Annotated in this window: 28 protein-coding genes and 1 tRNA gene; 18 read left to right on the forward strand and 11 right to left on the reverse strand. The window is 71.3% G+C overall.

Annotated elements, in window-relative coordinates:
* Nucleotides 1–157: 157 nt before the first annotated feature.
* Together ACZ6JE_RS10290 and ACZ6JE_RS10295 are read right to left on the reverse strand one after the other, a co-directional pair.
* Entirely contained in the window at nt 158–712 is a 555-nt protein-coding gene (locus ACZ6JE_RS10290; RefSeq protein WP_464318884.1) for a hypothetical protein, read from the reverse strand.
* A gap of 66 nt (nt 713–778) precedes the next feature.
* Complete coding sequence (locus ACZ6JE_RS10295; protein ID WP_464318885.1) at nt 779–1,483, reverse strand: hypothetical protein; 705 nt, start codon at nt 1,481–1,483, stop codon at nt 779–781.
* Nucleotides 1,484–1,504: 21 nt separating this feature from the next.
* Here ACZ6JE_RS10295 and ACZ6JE_RS10300 point away from each other — a divergent pair, with 21 nt between their 5' ends.
* Nucleotides 1,505–1,687: a hypothetical protein gene (locus tag ACZ6JE_RS10300; protein WP_464318886.1), complete on the forward strand. Its 183-nt coding sequence runs from the start codon at nt 1,505–1,507 to the stop codon at nt 1,685–1,687.
* A gap of 143 nt (nt 1,688–1,830) precedes the next feature.
* On the opposite strand, the gene ACZ6JE_RS10305 is transcribed toward ACZ6JE_RS10300, so the two are convergent.
* Complete coding sequence (locus tag ACZ6JE_RS10305) at nt 1,831–3,060, reverse strand: N-acetylglucosamine-6-phosphate deacetylase (RefSeq protein ID WP_464318887.1); 1,230 nt, start codon at nt 3,058–3,060, stop codon at nt 1,831–1,833.
* A complete protein-coding gene (locus tag ACZ6JE_RS10310) occupies nt 3,057–3,830 on the reverse strand; it encodes a glucosamine-6-phosphate deaminase (protein WP_464318888.1) in 774 nt (257 codons plus the stop codon). Before ACZ6JE_RS10310 ends, ACZ6JE_RS10305 begins: the two co-directional genes overlap by 4 nt.
* Before the next feature lie 299 nt (nt 3,831–4,129).
* On the opposite strand from ACZ6JE_RS10310, the gene ACZ6JE_RS10315 reads away from it, so the two are divergent.
* The 4 genes from ACZ6JE_RS10315 to ACZ6JE_RS10330 all read left to right on the forward strand — a co-directional run bounded on the left by ACZ6JE_RS10315 (nt 4,130) and on the right by ACZ6JE_RS10330 (nt 6,148).
* Nucleotides 4,130–4,918 (forward strand): hypothetical protein, encoded by a 789-nt coding sequence (locus ACZ6JE_RS10315; protein ID WP_464318889.1) that lies wholly within the window; start codon nt 4,130–4,132, stop codon nt 4,916–4,918.
* The gene (locus ACZ6JE_RS10320; RefSeq protein WP_464318890.1) at nt 4,891–5,127 is read left to right on the forward strand and encodes a helix-turn-helix domain-containing protein; all 237 of its coding nucleotides are present in this window, start codon (nt 4,891–4,893) and stop codon (nt 5,125–5,127) included. Before ACZ6JE_RS10315 ends, ACZ6JE_RS10320 begins: the two co-directional genes overlap by 28 nt.
* A gap of 183 nt (nt 5,128–5,310) precedes the next feature.
* A complete protein-coding gene (locus tag ACZ6JE_RS10325) occupies nt 5,311–5,646 on the forward strand; it encodes a histone-like nucleoid-structuring protein Lsr2 (RefSeq protein WP_243213736.1) in 336 nt (111 codons plus the stop codon).
* Between the two features lie 4 nt (nt 5,647–5,650).
* Nucleotides 5,651–6,148, forward strand: coding sequence for a CarD family transcriptional regulator (locus ACZ6JE_RS10330; protein WP_192061182.1), 498 nt, complete (start codon nt 5,651–5,653; stop codon nt 6,146–6,148).
* Between the two features lie 181 nt (nt 6,149–6,329).
* On the opposite strand, the gene ACZ6JE_RS10335 is transcribed toward ACZ6JE_RS10330, so the two are convergent.
* Both ACZ6JE_RS10335 and ACZ6JE_RS10340 read right to left on the reverse strand, forming a co-directional pair.
* Nucleotides 6,330–7,397, reverse strand: coding sequence for a LacI family DNA-binding transcriptional regulator (locus ACZ6JE_RS10335; protein ID WP_320477653.1), 1,068 nt, complete (start codon nt 7,395–7,397; stop codon nt 6,330–6,332).
* Nucleotides 7,398–7,434: 37 nt separating this feature from the next.
* Entirely contained in the window at nt 7,435–8,130 is a 696-nt protein-coding gene (locus ACZ6JE_RS10340) for a hypothetical protein (RefSeq protein ID WP_464318891.1), read from the reverse strand.
* Between the two features lie 146 nt (nt 8,131–8,276).
* Between ACZ6JE_RS10340 and nucS the strand changes: the two genes are divergently transcribed.
* The 4 genes from nucS to ACZ6JE_RS10360 all read left to right on the forward strand — a co-directional run bounded on the left by nucS (nt 8,277) and on the right by ACZ6JE_RS10360 (nt 11,417).
* Entirely contained in the window at nt 8,277–8,972 is a 696-nt protein-coding gene (nucS, locus tag ACZ6JE_RS10345; protein WP_192061185.1) for an endonuclease NucS, read from the forward strand.
* A 107-nt stretch (nt 8,973–9,079) separates the two neighbouring features.
* Nucleotides 9,080–9,319 (forward strand): hypothetical protein, encoded by a 240-nt coding sequence (locus tag ACZ6JE_RS10350; RefSeq protein WP_192061186.1) that lies wholly within the window; start codon nt 9,080–9,082, stop codon nt 9,317–9,319.
* Nucleotides 9,320–9,399: 80 nt separating this feature from the next.
* On the forward strand, nt 9,400–10,077 hold the full coding sequence (locus ACZ6JE_RS10355) for an HAD hydrolase-like protein (RefSeq protein WP_192061187.1): 678 nt from the start codon (nt 9,400–9,402) through the stop codon (nt 10,075–10,077).
* Nucleotides 10,074–11,417 carry an MFS transporter gene (locus tag ACZ6JE_RS10360; protein WP_464318892.1) on the forward strand — a complete coding sequence of 448 codons (1,344 nt, stop codon included), beginning with the start codon at nt 10,074–10,076 and terminating at the stop codon, nt 11,415–11,417. The genes ACZ6JE_RS10355 and ACZ6JE_RS10360 overlap by 4 nt, the downstream gene beginning before the upstream one ends.
* Here the strand turns inward: ACZ6JE_RS10360 and ACZ6JE_RS10365 are convergent.
* A complete protein-coding gene (locus ACZ6JE_RS10365; RefSeq protein WP_192061188.1) occupies nt 11,383–12,273 on the reverse strand; it encodes an SDR family oxidoreductase in 891 nt (296 codons plus the stop codon). The two genes, ACZ6JE_RS10360 and ACZ6JE_RS10365, sit on opposite strands and share 35 nt — an antisense overlap.
* Nucleotides 12,274–12,484: 211 nt before the next feature.
* On the opposite strand from ACZ6JE_RS10365, the gene ACZ6JE_RS10370 reads away from it, so the two are divergent.
* A complete protein-coding gene (locus ACZ6JE_RS10370) occupies nt 12,485–13,399 on the forward strand; it encodes a cation diffusion facilitator family transporter (protein WP_192061189.1) in 915 nt (304 codons plus the stop codon).
* Nucleotides 13,400–13,485: 86 nt separating this feature from the next.
* On the opposite strand, the gene ACZ6JE_RS10375 is transcribed toward ACZ6JE_RS10370, so the two are convergent.
* Entirely contained in the window at nt 13,486–14,004 is a 519-nt protein-coding gene (locus ACZ6JE_RS10375) for a universal stress protein (protein ID WP_464318893.1), read from the reverse strand.
* A gap of 115 nt (nt 14,005–14,119) precedes the next feature.
* Here ACZ6JE_RS10375 and ACZ6JE_RS10380 point away from each other — a divergent pair, with 115 nt between their 5' ends.
* Complete coding sequence (locus ACZ6JE_RS10380; protein WP_192061191.1) at nt 14,120–14,803, forward strand: SOS response-associated peptidase; 684 nt, start codon at nt 14,120–14,122, stop codon at nt 14,801–14,803.
* Between the two features lie 55 nt (nt 14,804–14,858).
* Here ACZ6JE_RS10380 and ACZ6JE_RS10385 read toward each other — a convergent pair.
* Nucleotides 14,859–14,942, reverse strand: a tRNA-Leu gene (locus ACZ6JE_RS10385).
* A 107-nt stretch (nt 14,943–15,049) separates the two neighbouring features.
* On the opposite strand from ACZ6JE_RS10385, the gene ACZ6JE_RS10390 reads away from it, so the two are divergent.
* The 7 genes from ACZ6JE_RS10390 (at nt 15,050) to pknB (ending at nt 24,118) form a co-directional block, all read left to right on the forward strand.
* Nucleotides 15,050–15,766, forward strand: coding sequence for an FhaA domain-containing protein (locus ACZ6JE_RS10390; RefSeq protein ID WP_192061192.1), 717 nt, complete (start codon nt 15,050–15,052; stop codon nt 15,764–15,766).
* Entirely contained in the window at nt 15,763–16,281 is a 519-nt protein-coding gene (locus tag ACZ6JE_RS10395; RefSeq protein WP_464318894.1) for an FHA domain-containing protein FhaB/FipA, read from the forward strand. The genes ACZ6JE_RS10390 and ACZ6JE_RS10395 overlap by 4 nt, the downstream gene beginning before the upstream one ends.
* 7 nt (nt 16,282–16,288) lie before the next feature.
* Entirely contained in the window at nt 16,289–17,533 is a 1,245-nt protein-coding gene (locus ACZ6JE_RS10400) for a PP2C family protein-serine/threonine phosphatase (protein ID WP_192061194.1), read from the forward strand.
* A complete protein-coding gene (locus ACZ6JE_RS10405; RefSeq protein WP_464318895.1) occupies nt 17,517–18,980 on the forward strand; it encodes an FtsW/RodA/SpoVE family cell cycle protein in 1,464 nt (487 codons plus the stop codon). Before ACZ6JE_RS10400 ends, ACZ6JE_RS10405 begins: the two co-directional genes overlap by 17 nt.
* Nucleotides 18,980–20,455: a peptidoglycan D,D-transpeptidase FtsI family protein gene (locus ACZ6JE_RS10410; protein WP_192061196.1), complete on the forward strand. Its 1,476-nt coding sequence runs from the start codon at nt 18,980–18,982 to the stop codon at nt 20,453–20,455. Before ACZ6JE_RS10405 ends, ACZ6JE_RS10410 begins: the two co-directional genes overlap by 1 nt.
* Nucleotides 20,452–22,254 (forward strand): protein kinase domain-containing protein, encoded by a 1,803-nt coding sequence (locus ACZ6JE_RS10415; protein WP_192061197.1) that lies wholly within the window; start codon nt 20,452–20,454, stop codon nt 22,252–22,254. Before ACZ6JE_RS10410 ends, ACZ6JE_RS10415 begins: the two co-directional genes overlap by 4 nt.
* Before the next feature lie 169 nt (nt 22,255–22,423).
* Entirely contained in the window at nt 22,424–24,118 is a 1,695-nt protein-coding gene (gene pknB, locus ACZ6JE_RS10420; RefSeq protein WP_464318896.1) for a Stk1 family PASTA domain-containing Ser/Thr kinase, read from the forward strand.
* A gap of 181 nt (nt 24,119–24,299) precedes the next feature.
* Here pknB and ACZ6JE_RS10425 read toward each other — a convergent pair whose 3' ends face one another.
* A complete protein-coding gene (locus ACZ6JE_RS10425) occupies nt 24,300–24,938 on the reverse strand; it encodes an anthranilate synthase component II (protein ID WP_464318897.1) in 639 nt (212 codons plus the stop codon).
* Between the two features lie 160 nt (nt 24,939–25,098).
* Nucleotides 25,099–25,872 (reverse strand): class E sortase, encoded by a 774-nt coding sequence (locus ACZ6JE_RS10430; protein ID WP_464318898.1) that lies wholly within the window; start codon nt 25,870–25,872, stop codon nt 25,099–25,101.
* Between the last annotated feature and the right edge of the window lie 82 nt (nt 25,873–25,954).

A 25,954-nucleotide genomic window follows, 5' to 3' on the forward strand; every position in this document is an offset into this window, starting at 1 on the left:
GAGGTTCGGCGGGTTCCCGTCACTCGCGGCGGGTCAGCGCTGACCCGCCACCGATGACGGCGACCCGCCGCACCCTCCGTGGCGCGTGACTCGGCGTGACGATCGAGGCCGTCCTCGGCATCGGCGAGCAGTGCGTCCGCCGGATCGAGAAGGCGGGCTAGAGCCCGAGACAGTGCGCCAGGACGGCCTGCTGCACCGGCAGCAGCGCCGCCTTGAAGCCGTGGCCGACGAAGGCCGGGTGCTCGATCGCGTCGGCGGCGACCTCGACGCCGCGGAGGAACGGCGGGCACGGGTTCACCCTCGCACCGGCGGGCGCCGTGTCGAGCAGGGCCGCGGTGATCCGGAACGGCGTGAGCAGGTCGGCGTGCGCTCCCGGCCCGTCGGTGATGATCACGTCGGCGGTGCGGATCGCCGACGCGAGATCGTCGGTCCAGCGGGTGCCCTGTGCGACTCCAGCGGGCATCGCGACCTCGGCCGGCGTCGCCACCTCGGCCGGGCAGCACTGCACAAGGTCGAGCGACAGCACGCGCGCGGCCTCCTGCCAGGCCCGCGCGATGTTGCCGTCGGCCCCGACGAACAGGTAGCGCAGCGACCCGCTGTCACCGCCCGACCGAAGCGCGTACAGGTCGGCGAGCACCTCGCACGGGTGGTTCACGTCGGTCATCGCGTTGACGACCGGCAGGGCGTCCGCAGCCGCCAGCCCCTCGAGCACGGCCAGGTCGCCGTGGCGGGCGGCACCCGACCCGCGCCTCCTCGGCTCGCACCGCGGTCGCGTGACTCAGGTCGTGGCGAGGTCGGTCACGACGAGGGCGGCGATCGCCGCCGAGCGATCCGCGTCGAGCGCTGCGACGACGCGGGCGTCGTCCGTCGATGCGAGGCACAAGGCGATCTCCGTGTCGCCGAGGGCGGAGAGCCGGTCGGCGAACTCCTCGAGCCCCAGCACGGTGACGCCCGTCTCGCGCGCCATGGAGTACTTGGTCCGGAAGGTCCGCGCCGTGGCCGACGCCCCCTGGCGACCGACCACGAGCGCTTCGTCGTCGTCCCGAGTCGAGAGGAGCTCGAGGGTACGCGCGACGGCGGTCGTCGCGATCGGGGCATCATCGGCCCGCCGCAGGATCCCGGCGAGTTCACCCGCCGTGATGACCTCCCGCTCGGGGATCGGTCGGACCGACCCTGCGACGACCGCCCCGCTCGCGACGTCCAGCACGACGACGGCCGTCTCCGACTCGCTGTCGTGTCGTCCGAACAGCACGTCGCTCGCGCCGAGCCCGTCGAGCACCGCCACGAGCGCCTCCAGGCTCGCAGTCGGCACCTGTCGAGACCGGCGCAGCATCCGAGCCAGCGTCGCTGCGGCCACCCGATCGAGGTCGAACCGATCATCGGGCGGCATCGATCCGACGAACCGGGAGACTTCCGCCGCACCGGGGGCGGCCGAGTCGATCAGACGCTCGCCGAGCCGTCGCGAGCCGATGTGGTCGTCCATGAGCCGCGCCTCCCTCCAGGCATGTCGATCATCCTGCCCGAGGAGGCGCGGGTCGGCCCGGTCGGCCCGCCGGCGGTCCGCGCACCCCGCGCACGCGCCCGCCTCCCGCGCACGCACGCGCCTCCTGCGCACGCACCCGCCCCCGGCGCACGCACCCGCGCGAGGTTCGGCGGGTTCCCGTCACTCGCGGCGGGTCAGCGCTGACCCGCCACCGATCACGGCGACCCGCCGCACCCTCACCGCACCGCGCCTACTGGGCACCGCACCCGCGGGAGGTTCGGCGGGTTCCCGTCACTCGCGGCGGGTCAGCGCTGACCCGCCACCGATGACGGCGACCCGCCGCACCCTCACGACACCGAGAACAGCACCGCGCCCTCGGCCACGACCACGTCGGGCGTCCAGTCGGCGCCGAGCACGACGAGGTCCGCGCGGGCACCGACCTCGAAGCGCCCGAGGTCGCCGCGGCCGAGCAGATCGGCCGGGGTGCGTGTCAGCGCGGTGACCGCCGCGACCGGGTCGACGCCCGACTCGACGGCGAGGCGCAGGGCGACGTCCTGCGTGAGCACCGACCCGGCGAGCGCGCCCGAGTCGGCGAGCCGCGCCTCCCCGTCCGAGACGACGACGTCGAGCCCGCCGAGGCGGTACGCGCCGTCAGCGCTGCCCGTGGCGCTCATCGCGTCCGTCACGAGCGCCACGCGCCCCGGGGCGAGGCGGAAGGCGGCGCGGGTCACGGCCGCGTGCAGGTGCACGCCGTCGACGATGAGCTCGAGCACGGCGTCGGCATCGACGGCCGCCAGCACGGGCCCGGGCTCGCGATGCAGCAGCGGGGGCATGGTGTTGAAGGCGTGGGTGAGCGCGCGGGCGCCCCGGCGGAAGGCGTCGAGGGCGCAGTCGTAGTCGGCCGCGGTGTGCCCGACGGCGACGACGACCCCCGCCTCGACGAGTCGTCTCCGGGCGTCGGCGGCACCGTCGAGCTCGGGCGCGATCGTGATCATCCGCAACGACCCGGCCGCCGCGGTGAGCAGGCGGTCGATCGATTCGGCGGTCGGCGTCGTGAGCACCGTCTCGTCGTGCGCGCCCTTGCGCGACGGTGCGAGATAGGGGCCCTCGAGGTGCGAACCGAGCACGAGGGGGTCCGACGCCGCGAGCGCCGCGACCCGCCGGAGCGCCGCCTCCTGCCGGTCGATCGGCGCCGAGACGAGGCTCAGCACCTGCCGCGTCGTGCCGTGCCTGCGGTGGTGCGCGAGGGCGGGTGCGAGGTCGGCGTCGTCGTCGTACGAGATCCCGGCCGCGCCGTGCCCGTGCAGGTCGATGAACCCGGGGGTGACGACCCGGCCCCGCGCATCGATGGTGCGGACGCCCGCCGGAGGCTCGGCGAGAGACCCCGCACCGGTCCCGACCCCGGTCCCCACCTCGACGACGACCCCGCCCTCGATGCGCAGCCATCCCGGCCGTCGCCCCGCCGAGTCGATCAGAACGGCGTCGTGCACGAACAGCGCACCCCCGTCGGCGCCAGCACCCGCACCCGCACCCGCACCCGCACCGGCGCCAGCACCAGCACCCGCGTCAGCGGTCACAGCTCCTGCCATTCGGGCTTGTTCGCGTAGGCGAGGCGGTAGTAGTCGGCGTGCTGCAGCTCGCTCGCCGCGGCTTCGTCGACCAGCACCGTGACGCTCGGGTGCAGCTGGATCAACGAGCCGGGCACGCCGCTGCTGACCGGGCCCTCGACGGCGGCGGCCACCGCGGCCGCCTTGTTCGCCCCGAACGCGAGGAGCACGAGGTGGCGCGCGTCGCGGATCGTCCCGAGACCCTGCGTGAGGCAGTGCAGCGGCACCTGGTCGATCGAGTCGAAGAAGCGGGCGTTGTCCTCGCGGGTCTGGGTGGTCAGGGTCTTGACGCGGGTGCGGCTCGCGAGGCTCGAGCCGGGTTCGTTGAAGCCGATGTGCCCGTCGGTGCCGATGCCGAGCAGCTGCACGTCGACGCCGCCGGCGGCGGTGATGGCCGCCTCGTAGCGCTCCCCGGCCGAGGCGAGGGTCGCGGGCGACGCGTCGGGCACGGCGAGCAGGGCCGGGTCGAGCCCGAGCGGCTCGACGGCCTCGCGGTCGAGCACGGCGCGGTAGCTCTCGGGGTGCCCGTCGGGCAGGCCGACGTACTCGTCGAGCGCGAAGCAGCGCACCCCGCTCAGGTCGGCGCCGGCCGACGCGAGCGCTCGGTAGGTCGTGAGCGGGGTCGAGCCGGTGGCGACCCCGAGCACGGGTCGATCGATGCGCGCGAAGCGACGGAGGATCGCGTCGGCGGCGAGACGACCCGCGGCCTCCGCGTCGGTGACGATGACGACTTCGGCCATGGCGGTCGGGCCTTTCGAAGCGGGGGCTGAGGCGTGGGCGGAGGCGAGAGCTGAGGCGAGGGCTGGGGCGAGGGCGGGGCCTGGCGCCCGGCCCGACGCGCGATCCCGCGCCGCAGACGACGCTAGCATCGGCGCCCCGCGTTTTGGGGGCGCGCGGACTCGGCCAGGATGCGCGACCGTGGAGGGATGAGCCCACGCCCTGCGTGTTCGTGACGATGACCCCTCCGGCCCCGTCCTGATACATGCAGCCGCACGCCCCACCAGCGCGCGCTGCCGGACGCTCAGGACCAGGAGACACCATGACCAGCACGTACACGCCCCACGACGCTCCCTCCGCCGAGCCCTCGCCGCCGGGCGGCTTCGATCGATTCCAGATGTCGGGAGAGGATCTCGAGGAGGCGCGGGCCGGTCTCGAGACCAGTCTCGAAGGTCGCGAATTCCGCGCCCGACGTGCCGAGATGCCTTTCTCGTACCGATTCGCGTCGGCGGGCGACTCGCGTCTCAGCCTGCAGAGCGGGACGTTCCTCGCGCACATCCAGGGGGTCATCCCCTGGTCGAAGGACTACATCGTGTCGTGGTTCCGCACGGGCGCGGTCATCATCGACCATCCGGGCGGCCAGCTCAACAGCGACGGCTCCCGGCCCTTCCTGACGCCGAGCGAGACGTCGTACTCGTTCACGATGACGCCGCACCGGCACGGCATCGTGCACTTCGGGGCGTCGTTCCTCGAAGACGTCGCGACCGAGCGACACGGCGGTCCGCCGCAGCGCATCGTCTTCGACTACGCCGCCGTCCCCGACGCGGCGGCCCTCTCCGCCTGGCAGGCCGCGCTCGGCGCCGCGACGCCTCTGATCGTCGCGCCCGCGACACCCCCTCTCGCCCGGCACTCGGCGCAGGCGTCGCTGGCCCGGGCCCTGCTCGACCTCTTCCCGTGGCGGGCCGTCGACGTCCCCGAGGCGCTCCGCACCGAGCACACCGCAAGCTCCGCCAGGCCGCCGAGTACGTGCACGCCTTCGCCGACCAGCCGATCACCGCGGGCGACATCGCGTCGGCGGCCGGAGTGCACACCCGAACCCTGCAGCAGCTGATGAGCCAGCACCTCGGATCGAGCCCCACGACCTACCTCCGCCACGTGCGCCTCGACCGGGCCCGTCAGGACCTCCTCGCGGCCGACCCCGGCTCCGACTTCGTTGCCGGCATCGCTCGCCGCTGGGGCTTCGGCAATCTGGGGCGTTTCTCCGCGGCCTACGCGGCGCGCTTCGGCGAGTATCCGCGAGACACGCTGAGCCGCTGGTGACGTCGGGAATCGCCCTCTTCACCGTCGCGTGAATGCGTGCGCATAAACGATTAGGAGGTGCTTCCGCCGTCGGCGGAACCGGTTAGGCATGTCATACGGAGAACCATGAATTACACTTGACCCCTAGCACGCCGTCGCACGTTTATCCGCGGCGCTTTTTCATTGTTTTTTCAGGAGACTCCGTTGGCCCAGAAAACACTCATCCAGCTCGTCGACGACCTCGACGGCACCCCCATCGCCGACGGCGAGGGCAAGACCGTCTCGTTGTCGCTCGACGGCGTCTCGTACGAGATCGACCTGAGCGACGCGCACGTCGACGAGCTCACCGAGGCTCTGGCCCCCTTCGTCGGAGCGGCGCGCAAGACCGGGCGCAAGACCCCGGCCCGCACCGGCTCGACCAAGTCGAACTCCGACGATCTGCAGAAGATCCGCGAATGGGCGAAGGCGAACGGGCACGACGTGTCCGACCGCGGCCGCATCGCCGCCACCGTCCGCGACGCTTACGACGCTGCGCACTAGAACGGTGACTACGACATACGAAGTCGGCACGACGCTGGTCTACCCGCACCACGGCGCCGTCACGATCACCGACCTGACCACCAAGAACATCAAGGGCTCACCCACCGAGTACATGTCGCTGCGCGTGCACACGAGCGAGCTGGTCATCCAGATCCCCACCGGCAACGCCACCGACATCGGTGTGCGCGAGGTCATCGACCAGGCCGGTGTCGAGCGCGTCTACGACGTGCTCCGCACCTCCGAGGTCGAAGAGGCCGGCAACTGGTCGCGTCGCTACAAGAGCAACCAGGAGAAGATGACGAGCGGTGACGTCTACAAGGTCGCCGAGGTCGTCCGCGACGTCTGGCGTCGCGATCAAGACAAGGGCATCTCCGCCGGCGAGAAGAGCATGCTCGGTCGCGCTCGGCAGATCCTGGTCTCCGAGCTGGCTCTGGCGTTGAACACGACCTCCGAAGAGGCCGACAAGGCCCTCGAGGGCGTGCTCGCCACCCCCGCCGGCTGACACGCCGCGTCCTGCGAAGAGGGGCGTCGCACCGCTGATCCCAGCGGCGCGGCGCCCCTCTCCTCATCCCCGGCGTCCCGAGGCGGGGCCTGCAGGAGGCGCGGCGCCCGTCCCGCAGGACGCCGCGCCGAAGACGAGGCGGACCCGGGGCCCGGTACCTGCAGGGGAGGCGCGGCGCCGGTCAGCGACGCGGCGGCGCCGTGGTCGACCCGCGATGGAACACGCTCGTGAAGGTCGTCGACTCGGCGGGTGCGCCGGCCAGCAGGTCGAGCAGCGCCCGGCCCGCCGCACGCCCCTTCTCGACCGCGGGCTGCCGCATCGTCGTCAGGTCGGCTGCGCGGGGGTCGTCGAGCCGGATGCCGTCGAAGCCGACGACGCTGAGGTCGCGCGGCACCTCGAGTCCGAGCTCGGAGGCCGCGGCGATGACCCCCGACGCGAGCAGATCGCTCTGGGCGACGATCGCCGTGGGGCGCTGGTCGGGGGCGACGTCGAGCAGCGCCCGACCGGCCCGGTGCCCCTCCGACGTCCAGCTGCCCGCCGTGACCACGCCGCGGGCCCGGGGGAAGACCTCGCGGACCCCCTGCAGACGCTGCAGTGCGGTGTGCGTCGTCCCCGACGCGATGCGCTCGACGGTGATCGGCCCGAGGGTGCGCGTGGGGCCGAGCTGGAGCGCGACCACGGCGACGTCGCGGTGACCGAGGTCGTGCAGGTGCCGGGCGAGGGCGCGAGACGCGTCGACGTTGTCGAGACCGATGTCGAGCACCCCCTCCATCGCCCGAGCCTCGATCGACACGACGGGGATGCCCCGACGACGCACGACGGCCACCGACTCGTCGAGCCGCAGACTGCAGCCGAAGAGCACCACGGCGTCGACGGGCGCGTCGATCAGTCGCGACTGCTCCGGTCCGGTCTCGGTCAGCAGCAGCAGCGAGTTGTCGGCCGGGCCGGTGACGTCGGCGAGCCCGTCGAGCATCGCCACGTTGACCGGGTCGCGGAACGCGTCGCTGAGACTCGACTCGATCACGGCGCCGACGATCCCCGAACGGCCGCGGCGGAGCGACCTCGCGCGCGGATCGGGCCCGCCGTAGCCGAGCTCGGCGGCGACGGCCAGCACGCGATCGCGGGTGGCCGGCGAGACGGGCCCGGCGCCACTGAAGGCCAGGGAGGCGGTGGAGGCGGACACACCGGCCGCCTGCGCCACGGCGGCGAGCGTCGGCCTGACGGCGGCGGCCTTCTCTGCCCGGGTCATGGTGGTGCAGCCTAGCGAAGCCGCCGGAGAGAGCCCCCTACGGCTTGTCGGGCGCGAACGCGATGGAGAAGTCGGCCATCAGACCGGGGATCGCGCGCCATTCGCCGTAGTGCACGGCCGTCTCGATCTCGTCGACGATGCGGGCGCGGAGATCGTCGGAGAGAGCGGGGGCCGCTCCGTGGACGCGCAGCGCCTGCTCGGTCGCGAGCACCGAGAGCGGGCGGACGACCTCGCGATCGAGTCGAGCGGCCTCGTCGTCGTCGAAGAGGCCGAGCAGCGGGTCGGCGAGCTCGATGAGGCGGGCGATGTCGAGGGGCGTCTCGAGCCCGTGCCGGTCGCCGAGGGTCGCGGCGGGCCGCGGCTCGGGGAGGTCCTCGGCCTGGGCGCCGCGGGCCAACGCGAGCTCGATGGCCCCGCCGAGGCGGCGCAGCAGGGTCGTCGTGCAGTACGCGGGCAGTCCGACGACGGCGTCGCGTCCGAACGGGGGGCGCAGCAGGACGCCGATCCGGCAGAGCACGTCGACCGACCGGCGCACCTCCGCGAGCGTGACGCCGAGCTCGTCGGCCACGGCCGCCTCGTCGAGCACGTCGCCCGGGGTGTGACGACCCGTCGCGAGGTCCACCAGGAACACGTCTCCGACGAGGTCGACCACGGGCCGGGGGTCGCTCGCCTGCGAGTCGCTCGGGTGCGGCGCGGTCGGGTGCGATGCGGTCGGGGGCAGCGTGGTCGACATGGTGTTCCTCCGGGGTCTGAAGCGGATGGTCGGGCACCGATCGTGTCGGTGTCATGAACATATGTCGCATTTCACACTCTGTCAACACCGGGTAGCGGTCCGATCGACGAAGCCCCCTCCGCCCGGCCACCGCCTAAGATCGTCGGGTGCGTCTCGTCATAGCCCGTTGCTCAGTCGACTACGCCGGGCGACTCTCGGCCCATCTGCCGCTGGCCACCCGCCTGCTCATGATCAAGAGCGACGGCAGCCTCCTCGTCCACTCCGACGGCGGCAGCTACAAGCCGCTCAACTGGATGAGCCCGCCCTGCTCGATCAGCATCCTCGAGGCCGACGCCGACCAGCAGGAGGCGGGGGTCGTCGAGCTCTGGAAGGTCACGCAGGCGAAGACCGCCGACATCCTCGTGGTCTCGATCCACGAGATCATCCACGACTCGAGTCACGAGATGGGCTTCGACCCCGGCCTGACGAAAGACGGCGTCGAGGCCGATCTGCAGAAGCTCCTGGCCGAGCAGATCGAGCTGCTGGGCGAGGGCCACACCCTCGTGCGCCGCGAGTACATGACGGCGATCGGCCCGGTCGACATCCTCGCCCGCGATGCCTCCGGAGGCGCGGTGGCGGTCGAGCTGAAACGTCGCGGGGACATCGACGGCGTCGAGCAGCTGACCCGCTACCTCGAGCTGATGAACCGAGATCCGCACCTGGCGCCCGTCACGGGCGTCTTCGCGGCGCAGGAGATCAAGCCGCAGGCACGCACCCTGGCGCACGACCGCGGCATCCGCACGCTGCTGCTCGACTACGACGCCATGCGCGGACTGGACGACTCGCACTCGCGGCTGTTCTAGCGCGGCGGCGGACGATGTTCGCCGACCCCCTTGCGGAACCGGAATATGAGGGTAACATTTCTTATGACCCGCCCTCTTCTCCGACCCGCGACCTCCTGGAGGCTCCCGTGACCTCGCCCATCTTCGACCAGATCCTCTCGCAGCGAGAGGCGACTCCCCTGTTCGAGTCCATCTCCGGCTCGTTCCCGAGCGTCATGCGAGACGACATCGACGCCCTCCCCTCGATCTCGCGCCGGCGCTCCGGTTCCGAGCGTCCCGCCCGTCGTCCGGTCTCGTCCGATCGCGTCCGACCGGTCGCCCCGCTGACCGTCCCGACGACCACCTGGCCCCTCGGCCCGGTCGCCTGAGCACCGCCGGTCGAGACGCATGACACGGCGGCCGACCGCACCGCCGCCCGGTGTCGGCGGCGATGCCTAAGCTGAGGGTGATGACTCTCCCCTACACCGCCGTGCTCTTCGACCTCGACGGCACCATCGCGGACTCCGCTCCGGCGATCACCGCCAGTCTCGCCTACACGATCGAGGCCATGGGGCTGCCGGTGCCCCCGGCGACCGAGCTGATCGCCTGGGTCGGCCCGCCCCTCCCGCAGAGCTTCGAGGTCCGTCTCGGTCTCACCGGCGACCGTCTGGTCGAGGCCATGCGCATCTACCGGGCGCACTACCTCGAGACCGGGGCGCTCACCAGCCCCATCTACCCCGGGGTCGCCGATCTCCTGGCCGCCGTGCACGCCGCCGGCATCCCCACCTCGACGGCGACCTCCAAGCCCGAGACCCCGGCCACGCGCATCCTCGAGGTCAACGACCTGGTCCGCTACCTCGACATCATCACCGGCGCCTCCGACGACGAGGTGCGCAACACCAAGGCCGACGTCGTCGCCGAGGCGCTCCGCCGACTCGAGGCCCGCGGCGTCGACCTGTCGCGTCCGGTCCTGATCGGCGATCGGCACCACGACGTCGAGGGCGCCGCCGTCCACGGCGTGCCGACGATCATCGCCGGCTGGGGCTACGGCGACGAGAACGAGCACGTCGGGTCCGTCGCGGTGGCGGCCGACGTCGACGAGCTCGCGGCCCTGCTGGGCGTCACCCTCCTGCGCGGCGCGGCGTGAGCACCCGCGCGGGCGCCGCCGTGCGGTCGCCCGCCACCTGGCTGCTGACCCTCGCGATCGTCCTGATCGCGATCAACCTCCGTGGTCCGATCGTGGCCACCGCACCCGTGCTCGACCAGATGATCGGCGACCTGGGGCTCTCCGCGGTCGTGGCCGGCCTGCTGACCAGCATCCCGGTGCTCTGCTTCGCCGTCGCGAGCCCGGCGGCCTCGGCCCTGATCGGCCGGGTGGGCCCCGAGCTGGCGGTCACCCTCGGTCTCGTCGGCGTGCTCGCCGGCACGATCATCCGCACCCTCGGCAGCTCCTTCTGGCTCTACGCCGGCACGATCGTCATCGGCATCGCGATCACCATCGGCAACGTGGTGCTGCCGGTGGTCATCAAGCGCGACTTCTCACCCGAGCGGGGCGGCTTCGTCACGGGCGTCTACACGTCGGCGCTCAACGTCGGGTCGATGATCACCTCGCTCGGCACCGCCCCGATCGCGTCCGTCGTCGGGTGGCCGGTGGCGCTGCTCACCTGGGGTCTCCTCGCGGTGCTCGCGGGGGTCGTGTGGTCGATCGCCGTGGGGCCCCGGGTGGCGCTGCGGGGCGTGCGCGAGCGGGCGGCGACGGGCGCGGGCGACGCGACCCGCGCCTCCTCGGCTCGCGACGGGTCCGACACGACGCCCGGGGCCGAGCCCGGCGCGTCCGACGTGCTGACCGGCGGCGTCCCGGTCATCGACGAGCGGTCCGCCGCCGCGGACGCCGCACGCCGCGCCGAGGCCGAGGCCGACCGTCCGCCTCTGCTGCGCCGCTGGACGACCTGGGGGCTCACCCTCGCGTTCGCGGGCCAGGCCTTCGGCTACTACGGGCTGACGGCCTGGATGCCGACGCTGCTGCGCGACGAGATCGGACTCACGCGCGAGGCCGCGGGCGCCAGCTCGTCGGTCTTCCAGATCCTCGCCGTGGTGGGTGCGCTCGGGGTGCCGGTGCTGGCCCTCAGACTGCGCCCCGCGATCGTCATCGCCCTGATCAGCCTCTTCTGGACGGTCATGCCCCTCGGGCTGCTCTTCGCCCCCGAGCACTGGCTGCTCTGGTCGATCTTCGGCGGCGCGGCCCAGGGCGGCGGCATCACGATCATCTTCATCGTCATCGTGCGCATGGCGAGCACCGACACCGACGCCAGGCGCCTCTCGGCGCTCGTGCAGGGCGGCGGCTACGCGATCGCGGCACTCGGTCCGCTGGCGATCGGCGGGCTGCACGACGCCTCGGGCAACTGGCAGGTGCCGATGCTCGGCGTCTTCGCCGCGACGCTCGTGCTCGGCGTCAGCGGCGTGCTGTCGTCCCGGCGGATCCGCTGACCAGCTGCTCGAGCGTCAGCGGGTCGTGCCCGGTCAGATCGCGCACCGCGGTCGAGACGCCCGACACCTCGCCCGAGGCGATCGACGCGTAGGTGCTGACCCAGGCGTCGGCGATGTAGGGCTCGGGGTTCCAGGCCGCGCGCGACGCGTAGGCCTCGTCGAGGGTCTCGTCGACGAACGTGTGCCGGCGTCCGGTCGCGGTGGTCAGTCGGGCGGCGAGCTCGGCGAGGCTCAGCGCCTCGGGGCCCGTCAGGTCGTAGGCGGCGCCCCGGTGCGCCGACGGGTCGCGCAGCACGGCGACCGCGGCGTCGGCCACGTCGGCGCGGGCGACGGCGGCGACCCGCCCCTCCCCCGCCGGTCCGCGGATCACCCCGTCGGCGTCGGCGAAGTCGATCAGGGCGTCAAGGTAGAACGAGTCGCGCAAGAACGTGGTGGCGGCACCCGAGGCGAGCAGGTGCTGCTCGGTGGCGGCGTGGTCGCGCGCCAGCGTGAAGACCGCGTCGGGCGCCGCGCCCTGGAACGACGTGTAGACGATGTGCCGCACCCCGGCCTCGACGGCGGCGTCGACGAACGCGCGGTGCTGGTCGAGTCGGTCGACGGCCTCGGCGGCCGACACCATGAAGAGCGTCTCGACGCCCTCGAGCGCCGTGCGGGCCGCGGCGCGGTCGGCGTACGAGGCGACGGCGATCTCGACGTGCTCGCCGAGGCTCGGCGCGCGCGAGGCGTCGCGTACGACGAGGCGCAGCGGTACGCCGTCGGCGGCGAGCGCGGCGGCGACCCGCCCGCCGAGGGCTCCGGTGGCGCCGGTCACGGCGACGAGGCGGGGGGAATCCGAGGAGGTGCGGGTCGAGTCCATGACTCAGCCAACCGCGGTCGCGCCCTCCCTGTTCCGTGACCCGCGCCTCCTGGGCTCGATCGCCGTGCTGACGCGGATCGAGAGTCGTTATCGACTGGGTCCGAGACCTGTCGGGTGTCGGCGGCCCGGGCTATCGTCGGGGTGAGCGATCACCGACGACCCGCGACCGGGCCGTGGGCTCGAGCCGCCCGAACACCCGAGAGAGCACAGCATGGCGCACGACCACCAGCACGGTCACATGGCGGCCGACGGGCGACGGCTGCGACTGGCGATCCTCGTCATCGCGCTCGGTCTGGTGGCGCAGCTGATCGGCGCCCTCCTCTCGGGGTCGCTCGCCCTGCTCGCCGACTCGGGGCACATGTTCTCCGACCTCGCCGGCCTGGTCGTGGCGTTGGCGGCCACCATCGTCGCGGCCCGACCCGCGAGCGGTCGGCAGACGTACGGCTACCGGCGGGCCGAGGTCTTCGCCGCCGCGATCAACGGCCTGGTGCTGATCGCCGTGTCGATCTCGGTGGCCGTCGCGGCCGTCGGGCGACTGCTGACCCCATCCGATCACGAGGTGCTCGGTCTTCCGATGCTCGTCGTCGGCGTGATCGGCGGGGCGACCAACGTCGTCGCGCTGCTCGTGCTGCGGGGCGGGGCGACGCACTCGATCAACATGCGGGGCGCCTACCTCGAGGTGCTCGGCGACCTGCTCGGCTCGGTCGCCGTCGTCGCGGCGTCGATCGTCGTGCTGACGACGGGCTTCGTGCAGGCCGACTCGGTGGGCTCGCTGATCATCGCGGCGATGATCGTGCCGCGCGCCTGGTCGCTGCTGCGCGAGGCGTTCCGGGTGCTCTTCGGCTCGGCGCCCGGCGACATCGACCTCGACGACATCCGCAGCCACATCACCGAGACGCCCGGCGTCGTGTCGGCGCACGACGTGCACGCCTGGCAGATCACCAGCGGCGCGACGGTCTTCTCGGCGCATGTCGTCGTCGACCGCGAGGTCTTCTGCGACATGCGGGTCGACGAGACCCTCGACTCGCTCGACCGCTGCCTGGCCGCGCACTTCGAGGTCGAGCACGCGACCTTCCAGCTCGAGCCGGCCGATCACGCCGACCACGAGCGCGCGACGCACGCGTAGTCGACCTCGTCCGCGCCCCGCGCCCCGCGCGGTGATCCCGCCACCACCCGGCGCGGGGTCGGGGGTCAGGGGTCAGGGGTCAGGGGTCAGAGGTCGTGCTCCCACGGCAGCCGGTCGGTGCGCGCCACCGGGGCCAACGGCACGACGACGACGGGCAGGTGCTGTCGGTGGCTCAGATGCAGAGCGACCGAGCCGGCGAAGAACTCGCGGACGCTCCCGCGCAGACCCGCCTCGCGGCTGCCGACGACGATCATCGGGGCGCCGATGCGCTCGGCGAACCGGCCGAGGCAGTGCGCGGGTTCGCCGCTGAGGGCACGGGTCTCGAGAGCGACGCCCCGGGCCTCCGCGATCGGCCGGAGCCGCGCCTCCTGGTCGTCGTCGAAGGCCGGCGGGCCGTCCAACTCGTCGGGGTCGAGGGGGTACGAGAGCACCGTCCCGTCGATGCCCTCGGTGAAGGCCACGCGATCCGGTTCGACGATCACGCAGACGAGGCCCGTGCCGAAGCGGGCGGCGAACTCGACCGCCCGGGTGACCACCGCCTCCCCGCTGCCGGGGACCACGCCCGCCACGACGTAGCCGTGCAGGTCCGAATCGTCTGTCGCCATGGTCACCCTCGTCTCGTCGAGGCCTCGCGGGGCCGGTGCTGCGGCGGCGTGACGCCGACCGCTCGGCCTCAGTGAAGCACTACCGGTGGGGGCTGCGGAAGGGGAGACTGGGCGCATGTGCGGCCGTTACGTCATCGCCCGAGCCACGTCCGATCTGCTGCCGAGCCTGCTCGACGGTCTGGGGCCGCTGCCCGACGACTTCAACGTCGCGCCGACGACCCGCGTGCCCGTGGTGCGCGAGCGGCAGGGTCGACGCGAACTGCCGCTGATCCGCTGGGGCATGGTGCCCTCGTGGTACCCGGATCTGAAGCGGCGACCGCAGCCGATCAACGCCCGCATCGAGACGGTGGCGACGAGCGGCATGTTCCGTCGACCGTTCGCGCAGGCCCGGTGCATCGTGCCCGCGCTCGGCTACTACGAGTGGGTGGTCACCGAGACGGGCAAGCAGCCGCACTTCATCCATCAGCCCGAGTCGGGGCTCGCGATGGCCGCGGTCGCCAGTGCGTGGCCCGACCCGGCCAAGACCGACGACGACCCCGACAAGTGGCTGCTCTCGATGTCGATCATCACCCGCGACGCCCATGTGGCCCCGGGCGAGGTGCACGACCGGATGCCGGCCTGCCTGACCCCCGACTCGTACGACGACTGGCTCGGCGATCACCTCGACACGACCGAGCTGCTCGAGCTCCTCGACCGCGACTCGCACGAGATCGCGCACGATCTGGTGCACCACGAGGTCTCGCGAGAGGCTAACAGCGTCCGCAACAACGGCCCGCACCTGATCACCCCCCTCCCCTAGGAGGCGCGGCGCAAGAGAAAATGGCCCTCCCGTAGGGGGAGAGCCATTTCGTTCGTGCGCGAGGGGGGACTTGAACCCCCACGCCCTTTCGAGCACTGGCACCTGAAGCCAGCGCGTCTGCCAATTCCGCCACTCGCGCGAACTCGAAAACACTAGCATGAAGACGGCCTCCCGCTTCGCACTCGTGAGAACATGCCACCCGTTCCGGCTAAGATCGGGCGACCTGAGACCCGACCCTGGAGAGACATGGGACTGCTCGACAACTTCGAACGCGGGCTGGAGCGTGCCGTCAACGGTGCCTTCGCCAAGACGTTCCGTTCGGGCGTGCAACCTCTCGAGTTGACGAACGCGCTGCGGCGCGAGCTCGACACGAAGGCCGCCGTGGTCTCGCGCGACCGCATCCTGGTGCCCAACGAGCTGCTGGTGCGGCTCGCCCCGGTGGACTACGAGAAGATGGCCGCCATCGGCTCCAGCCTCATCGACGAGCTGACCCAGTTGACCCAGCGTCACGCGACGGCGCAGGGGTACCACTTCGCCGGCCCGTTGAGCATCCGCCTGCGCGAAGACGAGTCGCTCAGCATCGGCATCATGGCGGTCGACTCGCGCAACGTCCGGGGCGAAGAGGTCTCGTGGCGACCGGTGGTCGACATCGACGGGCAGCGGCACGTCCTCCGCGGTCAGCGCACGGTGATCGGGCGCGGATCCGACGCCGACATCACCATCCAAGACACGGGCACGTCGCGTCGGCACGTCGAGATCCTGTGGGACGGCAACCGGGCCCAGGCCCGCGATCTCGGCTCCACGAACGGCTCGAAACTCAACGGCGAACCCCTGTCGAAGGCCCCCTTGCCCCCCGATTCGACGATCCAGATCGGTCGTACGCGTATCGTGTTCCGCGTGCTCCCCCTCTCAGCGACGCCCGACCCCTCTCCTGGGCCCGACGTCTCGGGGGGTCGACGATGACGAGTGAGCTCACCCTCCTCGCCCTGCGGTTCGGCTTCCTGGCCGTGCTGTGGCTGTTCGTGTTCGCGATCGTCTTCGCGCTCCGGTCCGATCTCTTCGGCCAGCGGGCCCGCAGACTGCCCGCCGACCAGCAGCCGGGCCAGATGTCCGCAGCCCCCGCCGCGCCTCCTGCCGCGCCTCGCGCCTCGGCTCCGGCCGCCCCCGCCGCGTCCGACGGAGACTCCGCCGCCCGCCGCCTGGTCATCACGAAGGGCGCGAAGGCCGGGCTCGAGATGCCCCTGATCGACGGCCCGCTGACGATCGGTCGCTCGCAAGAGAGCAACCTCGTCATCCGCGACGACTACACGTCGACGCATCATGCGCGTCTCATGCTCTGGAACGGGCGCTGGGTCATCCAAGACCTCGACTCCACGAACGGCACGTTCCTCGCGGGCGAGCGTGTCACGGTCCCGACCCCGGTGCCCGTCGGTTCCACGGTGACGATCGGCCAGACGAGCTTCGAGCTGCGACGGTAAGCGCCCGATGACGCCTCCCAAGAGCGCGGCTCTGTCCAATGTGGGCAAGATCCGCTCGAACAACCAAGACAGCGGCTATGCCGGTGGTCGTCTGTTCGTGGTCGCCGACGGGATGGGCGGGCATGCGGGTGGCGACGTCGCCTCCGCCATCGCCATCCGTCGGATCCGCGAGACCGACAAGCAGTACAGCTCGCCCGGCGACGCCGAGTTCGCTCTGCAGTCGTCGCTGATCGCGGCGAACCAGCTGCTCGCCGAGACGGTGTTCGAGCATCAGGAGCTCACGGGCATGGGCACGACCGTCAGCGCGATGCTGCGGGTCGGCGACAGCATGGCGATCGCGCACATCGGCGACTCGCGCATCTACCTGTGGCGCGAGGGCGAGCTCAGTCAGATCACGGCCGATCACACATTCGTGCAGCGACTGGTCGACAGCGGTCGCATCACGGCCGAAGAGGCCGCGGTGCACCCCCGTCGCAGCGTGCTGATGCGCGTGCTCGGCGACGTCGACGCGGCTCCCGAGATCGATACGGCCATCCTCGGCACGCAGCCCGACGACCGCTGGCTGATCTGCTCCGACGGTCTCAGCAGCTATCTCGCCGAAGACCGCATCAAGAAGGCCCTCGCGGCCGGGCTCGACCCCGAGCAGACCGCCCGTCGTCTCGTGAAGGAGACGCTCGACCACGGCGCCCCCGACAACGTCACCGTCGTGATCGTCGACGTCGACGAGTCGGGCGACTCGTCCGTCGAGCCGCCGGTGACGGTCGGTTCCGCCGCCGTCCCGCTGACCTTCGAGGGCGAGACGGGTCGGAAGTCGCTCCGGCTGCCCACGATCCTGCTGCACCCGCTCAAGGTGGCGACCACCCCCGAAGACAGCCACTTCGAGCCCGAGTCCGACGAGTACCTCGCCGAGCTCATCGCCGAAGACAAGCGCCGTCGCCGTCGCCGCCGCATCACGTGGCTGGCCGCGCTGGTGGTCGCGATCGGCGCACTCGTCGCCGGTCTCGTGCTCACCTACCAGTGGACTCAAGACCACTACTACGTGGGTCAGCAAGACGGAACCGTCGTGATCTACCGCGGCGTGCAGCAGACCCTCGGGCCGATCGCGTTGTCGAGCGTGGTCGAAGAGACCGATCTCGACGTGTCCGATCTACCGAACTACACGCAGCGGACCGTCGAAGACACGATCAACGCCGGTTCGCTGGCCGACGCCCGCGCCATCGTCGAGAGGTTGACCGATGCCAGCACCCGGTGACGACACGTCGACCGAGCTGATCGGTCGTCCTTCAGGAGGCGCACGAGGGTCCGTCAAGACCCCCCGCCCCGCACCCGCCGAGCCCACCAGTCTGACGCAGGCCATCACCATCCGTCTGCGGCAGCCGGCCCGGCTCCGCAACCTCGAGCTGCTCATGCTGCTCATCGCGTGCGGCATCTGCGCGGGCGCCGTGGTGCTCGTGCAGCTCGGCGCCACCGACGCCATCGATCCCAGCGTGCTGATCGCCGGCTCCGCCGTGCTCGGTCTCGGTCTGATCTTCCATGTCGTGCTGCGCGTGGTCGCCCGCGAGGCCGACCCGTTCATCCTGCCGATCGGGCTCGCCCTGAACGGCATCGGCATCGCGATGATCTACCGCATCGACCTGGCCTACGGTCGTTCGGGCTGGGAGGCCTTCGGCATCAAGCAGATCGCCTGGACGGCGATGGCCATGGTGATCGCCCTCGTCGCGCTGTTCGTGGTCCGCAACTACCGCATCCTGTCGCGGTACCGCTACATCGCCATGTTCGTCTCCATCGTGCTGCTGCTGCTGCCGCTCATCCCGGGTCTCGGCCGAGAGGGCCTGAACGCGCGCGTCTGGATCGACATCGGGCCGTTCTCGTTCCAGCCGGGCGAGATCGCGAAGATCACGCTGGCCATCTTCTTCGCCGGCTACCTGGTCACCGCCCGCGACAACCTCTCGCTGATGGGCCCGAAGATCCTCGGCATGCGGTTCCCGCGACCGCGCGACCTGGGGCCGATCCTCATCGTCTGGCTCGTCGCCATGGGCGTGCTGATCTTCCAGCGCGACCTCGGGACGTCGCTGCTCTACTTCGGGCTGTTCCTCGTCATGATCTACGTCGGCACCGGTCGTGCCAGCTGGATCGTGCTGGGTTTGACTCTCTTCCTCGGGGGCGCGATCGTCGCCTCCACGTTCCTGGGCTACGTGCAGGGGCGCTTCGCCGCCTGGCTGAACCCCTTCGACCCGGCGGAGTACAGCGCCGACGGCGGATCGTTCCAGCTGGTCTCCGGTCTGTTCGGCTTCGCGAACGGCGGGCTGATCGGCACGGGGCTCGGTCAGGGTCGACCGCAGACGACGCCGCTCGCCGAGAGCGACTACATCTTCGCGTCGCTCGGCGAAGAGCTCGGTCTCGCCGGCATCTTCGCGATCCTCGCGCTCTACCTGCTGCTCGTCTCACGCGGGTTCCGCATCGGCTTCGTCGGCCAGGACGACTTCGGCCGGATGCTCGGCGTGGGTCTGGCCTTCGTCATCGCCCTGCAGGTCTTCGTGGTCATGGGCGGCGTGACCCGCGTCATCCCCCTGACCGGTCTGACGGCGCCCTTCATGGCCGCCGGCGGATCGTCCCTCGTGGCGAACTGGATCATCGTGGCCCTGCTGCTGCGTCTGTCCGACTCGGTGCGCAATCAACCCAGGCTGGTGATCGGCTGATGAACAAAGAACTGAGACGAGTGAGCCTCGTCGTCCTCGCGATGTTCGTCGCGCTGTTCGTGTCGAGCACGTACATCACGACGTTCCAGGCCGACGCCCTCCGGGCCGACCCGCGCAACTCGCGCTCCCTGCTCGCGAGCTACTCGGCCCAGCGGGGTCCGATCCTCGTCGGCGGCGAGCCCGTCGCGCAGTCCGACCCCGTCGACGACGTCTACGAGTACCAGCGCTCGTACCCGCAGCCCGAGCTCTACGCGCCCGTCACCGGCTACTACACGCTCGGTCAGGGGTCGCGGGGCATCGAGGACGCGATGAACCAGTACCTCACCGGCAACGCGAACTCGCAGTTCTTCGAGCAGATGAACTCGCTGCTGACCGGCCAGTCGCCCGAGGGCGCCACGGTGAACCTCACGCTCGACCCGGCCGTCCAGCAGGCGGCCTTCGACGCGCTGGGCTCCAACAACGGCTCGATCGTCGCCGTCGAGCCCTCCACCGGCAAGATCCTCGCCATGGTGTCGAAGCAGAGCTACGACCCCAACCCCCTCGCGAGTCACGACAGCGCCGCCGTCAAGGCCGCGTACGACTCGCTCGTCGCCGATCCGGCCGACCCGCTGCAGAACAAGGCCATCGAGGGCAACCTCTACGTGCCGGGGTCGACCTTCAAGCTCATCACCGTGGCGGCGGCGCTCGAGAGCGGCGACTACACGCCCGAGAGCGCGTTCCCGAACCCGTCCACGCTGACCCTGCCCGGCACGTCGACCAACATCAACAACGCCGAGGGCGGCAGCTGCGGCGGCGGCGACGAGGCGACGATCGCGACCGCCCTCCGCCTGTCGTGCAACATCCCCATGGCCCAGCTCGGTCGCGCGCTCGGCGCCGACGCGTTGAAGGAGCAGGCGCAGGCCTTCGGCTTCGACGACGACTCGATCGAGATCCCCCAGTCGGTCACCCCCAGCCAGTTCCCGATCGAAGACGCCGACGGCGCCGAGATCAGCGACGCGTCCCTCATGCTGCAGTCGTTCGGACAGGGCAACGACCGCGTCACGCCGCTGCAGATGGCGATGGTGTCGGCCGCGATCGCCAACGGCGGGACGCAGATGGATCCGACCCTGATCGACAGCGTCCTGAACCCCGATCTCAGCCCGGTGGAGGATTTCTCGCCCACCGAGTACGGCGACCCGATCAGCTCCGACACGGCGTCGACGATGACCGACATGATGGTGGACGACGTCGCCGACGGCGCGGCCAGCAATGCAAGAATTAGCGGTGTCGATGTGGCCGGCAAGACGGGCACGGCGGAGAACGGCCCAGGCGAGCCGTACACGCTGTGGTTCACCGGCTTCGCCCCGGCAGCCGACCCCGAGGTCGCCGTCGCGGTCGTCGTCGAGAACGGCGGCGGGCAGGGACAATCCGCGTTCGGAAACAGTGTCGCGTCACCAATCGCGAAGAAAGTCATTGAGGCGGTGCTGAACAAATGAGACCTTCGGGCGGAATCACCTTCGGTGGGCGTTACCAGCTGTCGACCCGCGTCGCCATCGGCGGCATGGGCGAGGTCTGGGAGGCCACGGACCTCGTGATCGGGCGCACCGTCGCCATCAAGATCCTGAAAGACGAGTACCTCGGCGACCCCGGGTTCCTCGAGCGCTTCCGTGCGGAGGCCCGCCACGCGGCCCTCGTCAACCACGAGGGCATCGCCAACGTCTTCGACTACGGCGAAGAGGAGGGCAGCGCCTACCTGGTGATGGAGCTGGTGCCCGGCGAGGCCATGTCCACCGTGCTCGAGCGCGACCGCGTGCTGCCGACCGACAAGGTGCTCGACATCGTCGCCCAGACGGCATCGGCTCTGCAGGCCGCCCACGCCGCGGGCCTCGTGCACCGCGACATCAAGCCCGGCAACCTCCTCGTCACGCCCGACGGTCGGGTCAAGATCACCGACTTCGGCATCGCGCGCATCGCCGACCAGGTTCCGCTGACCGCCACCGGTCAGGTCATGGGCACGGTCCAGTACCTCTCGCCCGAGCAGGCCAGCGGCCACCCGGCCTCCCCGAGCACCGACATCTACTCGCTCGGCATCGTCGCGTACGAGGCCCTCGCCGGTCGACGTCCGTTCACGGGCGAGTCGCAGGTCGCCATCGCGATGGCGCAGATCAACGAACAGCCACCGGACCTCCCCGCCACCGTCTCCGAGCCCGTCCGCCGACTCGTCATGTCGTGCATCTCGAAGAAGCCGGGCGAGCGACCCGCGACGGCCTCGGCCCTCGCGCAGGCCGCCCGCGCCCTGCGTCGAGGCGACGTCGGCGCAGCGACCGTCGCCGTGCCTGCCATCGGCGCCGCGGCCCTCCCCGCCGACGACGCGACCCGCGCCTTCGCGGCGCAGGACGCGACCACGCAGCTCTTCAACCCGAACGCCACGGGTGCGGGTGCGGCCGTCACCGGCGCCTACACGCCCGGGTCCGCAGACCCCGACGCCCTGCGCGACGACGACCTCGACGACGAGCCGAAGCGGCGGAGCCCCTGGTTCTGGCCCCTCATCGTGCTCGGGGTGCTCGTCCTGGCCGGTGCGGTCGCCGTGATCGCATTCGCGCTGAGCTCGAACGAGCCCGCGCCCGCGCCGACCTCGTCGTCGGCCGCGCCGTCGACCGAGCCGAGCCCGACGCGGACCACGCCGAGCCCGACGCCGAGCCCTACGCCCGACACGGTCAACGTCGTGCCCGGCGACTACGTCGGCATGAGCGAGAGCGACGCACGGGCGGCGCTCGGCGCCCTCGGCCTCGCGGTCGAGTCGGCTCCGAGCTCGGCGGCCCCCGCCAGCGCTCAAGACGTCGGCACCGTCGCGAGCCTGAACCCGAGCGGCAACGTCCGCAAGGGCAGCACCGTGACGATCCTGATCTACCAGGAGGCGCCCCAGCCGACCCAGCCCGGGTCGCCGACCGCGTCGCCCACCCAGATCACCGCCGACGGCACGGACGCCGCCACGATCACGTGGGAGCCCTACGCGGGCTGCCCGGCCGGCTACTCGCTGACCGGCTACTCGTACTCGATCACCGGGGGCACCGACACGGCGGGCCAGACCGGCGGCGCCGTCGGCGCGAACGTCTCCTCGATCCAGGTCGTGACGACGACTCCCGGCAACGTGACCGTCGCCTACGTCGCGAACTGCGGCGACCTCGCGTCCGACCCGTCGCCCGGGGTGACGGTCACCGCGACGGCCGACGAGTCGCAGCCGACCGCCGAGCCGACGACGCCTCCGACCGACCCCGTCGTCCCCACCCCGTAGCACCCTCTCGTGACCACGGCCCTCGTCGGCCGTGGTCACGAACCCGTGACAATCATCCCCACGACGGACCTCGACACCCGATCTGGGGCCAGACGGCCAAGTACACTTGCTGCGACCGTGTGTTCCGAGTTCGCGGTCTCGTGAGGGAGTGTACGGCGTGGTCGAAGGCGTGAGAGAGGGCATCGAACTCCTCGCCAACCGCTACCAGATCGGTGAGCGCATCGGTCGTGGCGGCATGGCAGACGTGCACGTCGGCACCGACGCCCGTCTGGGTCGTCGCATCGCGATCAAGCTGATGAAGCCGGCGCTGGCCACCGATCCGGCGTTCCGCACCCGGTTCCGCCAAGAGGCGCAGGCCGCTGCGCGGATGGCCCACCCGACCATCGTCCGCGTGTTCGACGCGGGCGAAGAGACCGTGCGCTCGGCCAACGGCCACGAGGTGCAGGTCCCCTTCATCGTCATGGAGTACGTCGAGGGGCGGCTCCTCAAAGACATCGCAGCCGAGGGCCCGATGGAGCCCGCCGAGGCCGCGCGCATCACGCAGGGCATCCTGACGGCGCTCGAGTACTCCCACCGTGCCGGCGTCGTGCACCGCGACATCAAGCCCGGCAACGTCATGATCAACCACGCCGGCGAGGTCAAGGTCATGGACTTCGGCATCGCGAGGGCCATCTCCGACTCGTCGGCCACCGTCGCCCAGACGACCTCCATCCTCGGCACGGCCCAGTACTTCAGCCCCGAGCAGGCCCGGGGCGAGACCGTCGACGCCCGCACCGACCTCTACTCGACCGGTGTGCTCCTCTTCGAGCTGCTCACCGGGCGTCCGCCGTTCCGGGGCGAGTCGCCGGTCGCCGTGGCCTACCAGCACGTGAGCGAGCCCCCCGTCCCGCCCAGCACGATCATCCCGAGCATCTCGCCTGCGCTCGACGCCGTCGTCCTGCACGCGCTGGCCAAAGACCGCTTCGAGAGATTCCAGACCGCGGCCGAGTTCCGCTCCGACGTCGAGGCCGCCGCCGACGGGCGGGCGCCGAATCGTCGTCGCCCCGCCGCTGCCGCCGGCTCGACGCTGTTCGGCGTCAACCCCGCCGCGGCGGCGGGCAGCGAGGCGGCGCTGAAAGAGCTCGCCTCCGACGACAACACCCGCCCGCAGCGCACTCAGACCCGACCTCCGGTCGCCTGGATCTGGGCCGGCATCGTCCTGGTCGCCATCGTCATCGTCGCCGTCGTCTTCTGGGTCGTCAATCTGACTCCTCCCGTGGTCGACAACACGCAGTCCGCGCGCATCCCCGATCTCGTGGGGGTCAGCTACGAAGAGGGCTCCGCCGAGCTCGGCGAGCTCGGACTCGACGTCACCCGGGCCGAGATGCCCGACGACACCGTGTCCGAGGGCGACATCATCTCGACCGATCCGACCTCGGGCATGTCCGTCCCTCTCGACACCACCGTCACGGTCACCGTCTCCACCGGCCCGCAGCTGGCGGCCGTGCCCGACATCGTCGGCTCGCAGGTCGACGCGGCCTGGGTGTCGTTGTCCGATGCTGGCTTCACGCAGGGCCAGCAGACCACGGACTACTCGCCCGACGTCGCCCAGGGCGCGGTCATCTCGGCCGACCCGGCGACGGGCACGGAGGTGCCGACGGGCAGCACGGTCGATCTGATCGTCTCGAACGGGCTCGTCAACGTCCCCGATGTGACGGGGCAGTCGACCGTCGACGCGAACACGCAGCTCGGCGTGCAGCTGCGACTCGTCGTGACGCTCGAGTCCGACTTCACCTGCACGGGCGGCGTCGTCGCCGGGCAGACCCTCGCACCCGGCGATCAGCCGCAGGGTTCGGCCATCACCCTCCGGGTCTGCAGCGGCTGACCGAGCGAGCGCGCGAGCGGTGCCGGGTCACGTCAGGTCGTCTCGAACCGCGTTCGCGAAGATGAACCGCGATGTACCGCGGTTCATCGTCGCGAACGCGGTTCATCGACATCGCACCCACCCCGGTCCACCTGACCCGTCGCGCCGCCCGGCGCCCGCCGTGGGCTCAGCGCGCCCGCTCTCAGCTGAGGTCGAGCAGCGGTGACAGCCCTCGGGCCGTGACCTTCGCCTCGGGCAGCCCCGCCTCGCCGAGCCAGTTGCCGATCATCTGGTAGCCGCCCTCGGTCAAGACCGACTCGGGGTGGAACTGCACGCCGTACATGGGTGCACTCCGGTGCCGCAGGCCCATGATGATGCCGCCCGTCGTGCGTGACGTGACCTCCAGGGCCTCCGGCACGGTCTCGTCGACGACGGCGAGCGAGTGGTAGCGCGTCGCGGTGAACGGCTGCGGCACGCCGTCGTAGAAGGGGCTGTCGTCGTGCGTCACGGCCGAGGTCTTGCCGTGCATCAGCTCTTCGGCGTGGGTCACCGTCGCACCCAGCGCCTCGGCGATCGCCTGGTGCCCGAGGCAGACTCCGAGCAGCGGCTTGTCGACCTGCAGGGCGGCGTTCACGACGTCGATCGACACCCCGGCGGCCGCGGGCGTGCCCGGACCGGGCGAGAGCAGCACGGCGTCGTAGTCGCCGATGCGCGCGGCCGCGTCGCGACCCGAGAAGGAGTCGTTGCGGACGACCTCCGTCTCGGCGCCCAGCTGCTGCAGGTAGCCGTTCAGGGTGTACACGAAGCTGTCGTAGTTGTCGACGACCAGGATGCGCGTCATGGGTTCTCCACAGTGACGTCGGGGGCGGGCAGCAGCTCGTTGACGGCGGGGAAGACCCACTCGACGAGTGCGAAGAGGACCGCTGCGAGCAGGACCAGCACTATCACCAGCCTCACCCACCACGGACCCGGAAGAATACGCCACAGGGCTGCGTACATGATCAGCTCCCCACATCGGTGGCGGCGAGCTCGGCCGGAGGCCCGGCGGAGAGCGGCTGCCACGAATCGAAGACGCCGTAGGCGACGATGCGCTCCTGGGCGGTGAACATCGGATTGCAGCTGGTCAACGTGATGAGTCGCTCGCCCGAGGCGGACGAGACGTCCGGGGCGTCGGGCACCGGCTGCAGCACCGACACCTGGGTCGCCTGGACGTACTGCAGATTGCGGAAGCCGTAGGTGTACCAGCCGTCCTTCGTCTCGACGTACATCTTGTCGCCCGCACGGAGGTCCGCGATCGCGTTAAACGGGGCGCCGTAGGTCGTCCGATGCGCGGCGATGCCGAAGTTGCCGACCTCTCCCGGCATCTGCGTCTGGTCGTAGTGCCCGATCCCGACCGTGTTGAGGGTCTTGACCGTGCTCGTGCCCCCGGCGATCGGCACGGCGTAGTCGTCGCCGAAGCGCGGCACGTAGAAGTTCGCGAACTCCTCGGCCTCCGTCGGCTGCTCGCCCACCGGCGGATCGCCGAACGACCCGTCGGCGTCGGGCTCTCTCGCCGGCCCGGCCTCCTGCTCGAAGCGCTCACTGAGACTCGACGCCTGATCGCGGTGCTCACCGGCGACGACGAGGTCGTTGAACCACTGCTGCCACCCGATGAAGAGCAGCACGAGCGCACCGGCCGTGATCAGCAGCTCACCGACGACACCCACGAAGGAGGTGCGGTGAGGGGCCCGACGCGACCGCGGCTTCCGACCGGGTCGGCGCTGGTCGTCGGTCATGGCTCGATTCTAGGTGCAGGCCCTCGGGGGCCGGCCGTCTCGGAGACGACTGTGGACGGATCGACCTCCCCCGCGCCTCCTG

It is taken from the genome of Frigoribacterium sp. AC759 (assembly GCF_979256015.1).